Below are 6,867 nucleotides of genomic sequence, written 5' to 3'. Positions count from 1 at the left end.
GAGCAGATTGCACGAGGCAAGCAGAAGGTGATTGTGCTAGCCCCGAAGTATCATAATTTATCAGATTCTGATAATTTATTTGTCTTTTCATCGGCTGAGGAAGTTTTAGAGTCACTTGAAGATATGAATAAACGTATTAATGAAAGACTGGAGCAGAATATTGTCTCTCATGATGCTACTATCATTATTTACAATATGGTTGATTTACTTCAAGAATTATCACAAGATGGTATTGACCAATTGACTTATCTATTAGAAAAGGGTCTTAAAGTTGGATATGGTATTGTCGTAATGGCTTCGCCAGCTATAAGTAGAAATATTGATATGGCATCTAAGCAAGTTAAATCTTATAAACAAGCTATTTTAGCTATTAGATTTAATGACCAGAGTATATTAAGTGCTGTCAATAAACCTCTAAGAGAAGCAGCATTGGAAGGGCAGCTACATTATTATGTAGTTGATAATCAATTAACAACTATTAAGGTTTTGATACCATAAAGTAATAGGAGATACAATGGGAAATAAAGCAGAATTAATTCAAAAATATAATGAAGTTAGTGCTAGATATGATGCATTAAATACTAAAATATCTGCACTATCAGATGCATTAAAGACTTTAAATGGAGTTTCAACTACTATAGATTATATCTTAAAAGATCATGGTAACATCAAACATACTTATAATCTAGCTGGTACAGCATACAAAAATGAAACGGAAACAGAGCAAAAGACTGTAAAGACAGCATCAGATGAATTTACAAAACATAAAGATGATATTGCGGGACGGCTCAGCACAAAAATATTAGTGCTGGGGGTCGAAGCATCGCTATGCAATGCTTCAATGGCCACTTTATCAGGACTAATAGCTACAGCAAAGGAGTAATAATTTTATGAGTGATATTATAAAAGTGCATGATTTACCTGGTATAGAAGACTACGGGAAATCTATTTCAGAATTTTCAAAAAGTTATTCAGCTGCTGTCAGTGATACAGAGCGAACGTTTTCGTTAAAAAAACAAAATTCAGAACTTGATGCATTGGAGGCTTTTTACAATAAACTAAATCTATTACAAGAAAAAGTTTTTCATAAAGTTCCAGAGGCTCTAGAAAAATATTCTAAAACTAACACTGTGTTTAGTTCAACTGTCAAAAATGCTGGTTTTGAAGTGAAAGCTTGGACTTCAGAAAGTGGGAGAGGTACTGTAACAAAGACATTAACTGGTGATCAGACTACTGCGGTTTCAAAAGTCAAGTCTGAACTTCAACCTGCACTAGATACGGCCACACAATTATTAGAAATTGATAGTATTAATTTAAGCCCTATTCAATCAAAAGCAGAGGAAGAATTGTCAACGGAATCAACAAACCGAACGAACACTCACAATGCGGTTGATGGGGCGCATAGAACTTTTGTTCAAGGGTTAGATGAGACAACTGAGACAATAAATCGCCTCCAAAGAGATGTTAATAATGCTAAATCAATTTTAAGAATGCCAGCAGACTTTGTTATGAACAGTATCAGTCACAAAGTTTTGACGAAGGACAAAATGTATTATCTGGATTCAATGTCCAATGATGTTGATGCTTCGGTTGTCAAAGATGTTCTTAGCGAGTCACCAGGTAATATTATGAAGCAACGTCCTGAAGAAATTAGCGAAAGTGCGTATAATGTACTTTCTGCAGAAGTTACTGATTGGGTTATACGTGGCAAAAAAGGTGATAAACTAGCAGAGAAAAAATTAAATCATTTTGTAGGTGCAATGGGGGATGAGCCAACAACTAAGGTGGATCAATTTACGACTTCAATGTTGCAAGCTGGAGATAGGGAAGCTTGGACTTTAATCGCAAATATGAAACAAAATCATGCAAAAAATCCGAATGATCCTAAAATTGGGCGAGATCAGGAACGGTTAACAAATGTAAATGAGTTTATCGGTCTGATGAAGTCTATTAATCTTTTAGATATTGGGTATGGCACAGAGATATCTGAGCTTGCACATGAGACTTACAAGATACCAACTTTTAAGTCAACAACCACTACGAAGAGAATGAAAAATATTGATATTACAAATAGTGGAGTTACATTTTCTGTTTCTACAAACATAAAAGCTTTTGAAAGAAAGAATGTTTTGGACACTGTTGCGGTAGATCAGCCTATTAAAGATGAGACTACCACTGAGACTTATCGAAGTGGCACAATGGCTGGTATTGGTGCTAATCTAGTCTATAACAAAGCGAAAGCTGCTGAACTTCAGAAGGCTCGAGAAGATGCCTTAGAAGCATTTCAGGAAGATGTAACTGTATCTGTTAGTAAAGGGATTGTTAATACTATTCTCCCTGGCTCTGTAACTGTTCTAGAACTTTTACAATCATTTTCTGGGGATGATGAGTCGAAGTCTGAGGGGCTTGCATCACTTAGCGACTATAATCCAAGCAAAAAGGGAAGCAATGCCTTGAGTGCAATCTCAAATGTTGCTAAGGCACAGTTTGCTTTTAATAGCAAGGTAGACCAACTTCAGCAAGAGAAGTTAGAACAAACTCAAAAGAGTATCGGTGAGTACTTGAAAAAAGGAACTTGGTATCTTGAAGGTGACAAAAAAACCTATACAGACTCTTCTATTTACTATGATTTTAATGCGACTCTACGGGCAGAGGAAATGAACGATAGAGGTATGCTAGGATATGTGGAGACAAAAGTTCCAGAAGCTGCCCAGAGTGGTTTAACTCCTGAACAGTGGATAGAAAAACAAATTAAAAATAATCAAGTGGAAGTTGATAAGGAGACCAAGAACTATCTTATGGGGAAATCTGATCAGAAGATTACAGATATGAATCAAAATCAGATTGATAATCTAACATCGGCATTGAATCGTATTATTGGCCAAGAAGATTCGACTGCAAATAATGGAGTTGAAAAATATATTTTATACTTAAATGAGAAGTATGAATATTAAGGAGAACGAAGTATGACCTTTAAAAAGTTTTTAATTCTGTCTTCTGTGCTTATTGTGGTTAGTGGTTTCTTTGTTTGGAAATACTATCAGGACGAGCAAACTAAAAAAGAGAAGGAAGATTATTACAATAGCGTATATACATATAGTGGTGATTTCGAAATTGGCGATCATGTCTTTTTGGGTGATAAGGGTTTAGTAGCACAATGGATTAGTAAAGATCCAGAAGAGGATAAAGAAATTCGGAAACATATAAAAAATGATCCTAAAAGAAAAGTGGAATACAGTAATGATGATGTCGTTACTATGGGGGAGCGATTTATCATTAGGAAGAATATTAAAATAATGTCAAGAGAAAAAGGAGAGAGTACATATCGTTTATTGATTTATGATACGAAAGATCAAACTCTAAGAAAGAAAGAGATTGATATGCTGAAATGGCTTCATTCTAAGGGTGACGACTGGAATCTTGATATAGGGCCTTATGTAGCGAAAACATCGGACGGGCGTGAAGTGCTTCTAATAAATATCGCTAAATATGTGGAAAAAACAATAAATGGTAAACGAGATTCCGAGAGAGTTGTTGAAGCATATTATGTTGATTTGGAAGCGGGCAAAGTGATTGATTTTCAGCAAGGTGGGAAAAAAATTGAGAGCTTATATTATTCAATTAATAAAGATTATCAAGGGGAAAATTTACCGGGAGATAGATTGCTTAAATTTGGAATTGACTTCAACTACAACACTGTAAATTTCAAAAAGGAATTCTTTAAACAAAGTAATAATCTCCCAATTCAGAAAGAGTATCCTAAGGCTTATCAAATTCTGCAAGAAAAGAACAGTGCCTATTATCCAACTTTTAATAAAAGTCGGAGTCCGAAGGATATTCTTAATAGCCTTTCACCCCTGATACCTCAAGATAGCGATCTCTTACAAGATATAGGAATTCAATAGTCAAAAAATAGAAAGGAGACACAATGGGAACTGATACTAAACGAATTAGCCCAGACCACATAAAGGGGGTTGAAGCAAGTTTCAAGGTTGCAGATAGCCATTTGGCAGAGAAATCATCTGATTTAATAGAATCAGATGCAACAGAAAAATTATCAGCAGCAACTAGCTCAGTAAAACAAATAATTACTGATATGAGCGATACTGTAGAAAATCTGGATAAATATCTGAATTCAATAGCGGATGCTTTTGCTAAGGTGGACGGAGATTTAGCAAAAGAAATTAAAAACAATATAACTGAATCTTTTTCAAATGGAAAGTCAACCAAGCAAATGCAGGCAGAAGAAAAAGAACGGCAAAACAAAGCCAAACAGAAAGGTAACACTAAATCTAAGAAAAAAGTTCAGTATCCGTAATTATATAATGCTAGAATTTTTATGTTTATCACCACTTGAATTCATTTTCAAGTGGTTTTCTTCTATTCTTCTCTTTTTTACTCCTGTCTCATTCATTATCTTCCCTTCTCCATCCTATCTCTCGTATGGTATAATGGAACAAGGACATTTTCCTTTTAGTACTTTGAAAACTCTATATTTTTGGGACTCGTTTCCCTGCTCTGCTATTCCTTCAAAAAAAAACAAAATGACAAACCTTGGCGCCGCTCAATCACCTGCAGAATCTCAAGAGCTCAATCCCTGATACTGTGACATTTATGGAGATGTATGGGGCAGAGACCTTCTCGGATCTGCAAGTCTTGCAAAAGTGGCAACAGAATGCGCCGTATAAGAGTTTGGCGGTGCCTATCGGCCTGCGGGGCAAGGAAGACCTGGTCTACCTCAACCTGCATGAAAAGGCTCACGGACCGCACGGGCTGATTGCCGGGACAACGGGATCCGGGAAGTCAGAGACCATCCAGTCCTATATCCTGAGTCTGGCTGTCAACTTCCACCCACACGATGTAGCTTTTCTCCTCATCGACTACAAGGGTGGGGGAATGGCCAATCTCTTCAAGAACCTGCCCCATCTTTTGGGAACCATTACCAACTTGGACGGGGCCCAATCCATGCGGGCGCTGGCTTCCATCAATGCGGAGATTCACCGCCGGGAGCGGCTCTTCAGAGAGTTTGAAGTCAATCATATCAACCAATATCAAAAGAAATTTAAGAACGGGGAAGCAACTGAACCCCTGCCCCATCTCTTCCTCATCTCGGATGAGTTCGCAGAGCTCAAGGTCAACCAGCCTGACTTTATCAAGGAGCTGGTATCTATCGCTCGGGTTGGGCGTTCCCTTGGGGTTCACTTGATCTTGGCTACTCAAAAGCCCTCTGGGGTGGTGGATGACCAGATCTGGTCCAACTCCCGCTTTAAACTAGCGCTCAAAGAGCGGATGACCCTGCAGGAGCTGGAACCTATCCAGCCGCAGGAAGCTTGGGAACAAAAGCAGCCGGTCTCCGTCCTTCTGGGAATGGCGGATATCCCGCAGGCGCAGAAGCAAGAGCCGGTCTCAGTCAACCTGTCCAAGGATGGGCATATCCTGCTCTACGGAAGTCCTGGTACAGGGAAGACAACCTTCCTGCAGAGTGCGGCTATGGACTTGGCTCGCAAGTTCAGTCCCAAGGATGTCACGCTTTACCTGATGGACTTCGGGACCAATGGTCTAGCGCCACTGGGTCAATTACCGCAGGTGGCCGATACCCTGCTTTTGGATCAGACGGAGAAGATTGCCAAGTTTGTACGAATCATGGAGCGGGAGCTCAACCGGCGTAAGAAGCTCTTATCGGACTACGGCGTTGGGACATTGGAGCTCTACCGTCAGGCTAGCGGTCAGGAAGAGCCGGCTATCGTTATCCTGCTGGATAGCTATGAGTCCATGAAGGAGGAAGCCTATGAAGCGGAGCTCTTCAAGCTCTTGGTACGGATCTCCCGTGAAGGTCTCAGCATCGGTGTCCACCTCTTGGTGACAGCGGGCCGTCAGTCTAACCTACGGGCCCAGTTCTATGCTAACTTCAAGCACCAGCTGAGTCTGCCGCAGAATGATGTGGGAGAAGTCCGCTCTATCGTGGGGTCTACCCCACTGGCGAAAACGATGGAAGACATCAAGGGCCGAGCGCTCATGAAGCGTGACGAGGTTGATGTTATCCAGTTGGATCTGCCAGTAGCAGGTGCCAATGATGCGCAAGTCCTCAACAACCTGCGTCAAGAAGTCGCTTCTCTCCAAGAAGCTTGGACTGGACAGCGGCCAAGTGCCATTCCGATGGTACCTGAGGAGTTGACAGAGGCAGAATTTGCTCAAACACCTAGTGTACAAGAAGCGGTTGAAAATGCTCAAATTCCGATTGGACTTGAAATGGAAATGGTAGAGAGTGTTAGTCTCTCTCTCAACAGATTCAAACACTTAGCTTATTTATCGAATGCGGAAGATGCTTTTGATAATATTACTCAACACTTATTAAAAGTCGCTCTTCATATTATGCCAAATATTCATGTGATGTTAATTGACGCTTTCCAAGAGTACGAGTCATATAGTAAGCAAGTGAAAACCTATGTTGGCAGTAAGAAGGAACTAACGGATATTGGCAGTCAGCTAGTATACGAGGTAGAGCGTCGTCTAGAAAACGGACTTTCGTCTGATTGGTTAATTTTTATACCAAATCTGAAAGCGTTAGTATCTGAAAGCGATATAAGTGAAAAACAATTGCAATTTCTGTTTGAAAACGGGCATCGAGTGGGTATGAGATTTATTATTGGTGGTGATTATACCTATATTGGGACAAGTATTGATGCAATTCCTAGATACATCAAAACAAATGTTCAATGGGTTATCTTTGGTATGCGTCTGATGGATCAAACTTTCTTGGACAAACCATATAATAATAAAGAGGTACGTCCAGAACCAGATGAAATTTACTTACACTCACGCAAGCAAGTTATCAAACTGAAAATCACAAGAAATTATTAGGAGAGA

The 6,867-nt window shown here is 39.5% G+C and carries 5 protein-coding genes and 1 pseudogene; all 6 read left to right on the top strand.

Features of this window, described 5'->3' with window-relative positions; all coding sequences use genetic code 11:
• Nucleotides 1-498: pseudogene (locus tag HMPREF9389_RS08985) on the top strand (cell division protein FtsK); the annotation flags it as partial.
• 16 nt (nucleotides 499-514) lie between these two features.
• Nucleotides 515-883: a hypothetical protein gene (locus HMPREF9389_RS08990; protein WP_002928382.1), complete on the top strand. Its 369-nt coding sequence runs from the start codon at nucleotides 515-517 to the stop codon at nucleotides 881-883.
• A 7-nt stretch (nucleotides 884-890) separates the two neighbouring features.
• Entirely contained in the window at nucleotides 891-2,954 is a 2,064-nt protein-coding gene (locus HMPREF9389_RS08995) for a hypothetical protein (protein ID WP_002928381.1), read from the top strand.
• A gap of 12 nt (nucleotides 2,955-2,966) precedes the next feature.
• Nucleotides 2,967-3,905 (top strand): hypothetical protein, encoded by a 939-nt coding sequence (locus HMPREF9389_RS09000; RefSeq protein WP_002928380.1) that lies wholly within the window; start codon nucleotides 2,967-2,969, stop codon nucleotides 3,903-3,905.
• Between the two features lie 23 nt (nucleotides 3,906-3,928).
• Nucleotides 3,929-4,318, top strand: a complete 390-nt coding sequence (locus HMPREF9389_RS09005) for a hypothetical protein (protein ID WP_002928376.1) — start codon at nucleotides 3,929-3,931, stop codon at nucleotides 4,316-4,318.
• Nucleotides 4,319-4,554: 236 nt separating this feature from the next.
• Nucleotides 4,555-6,861: an FtsK/SpoIIIE domain-containing protein gene (locus HMPREF9389_RS09010; RefSeq protein ID WP_002928375.1), complete on the top strand. Its 2,307-nt coding sequence runs from the start codon at nucleotides 4,555-4,557 to the stop codon at nucleotides 6,859-6,861.
• Nucleotides 6,862-6,867 lie beyond the last annotated feature (6 nt).

This window comes from Streptococcus sanguinis SK355 (assembly GCF_000212855.1).
GTDB lineage: Bacteria > Bacillota > Bacilli > Lactobacillales > Streptococcaceae > Streptococcus > Streptococcus sanguinis_A.
This window is presented reverse-complemented; position numbering and strand designations above follow the sequence as displayed.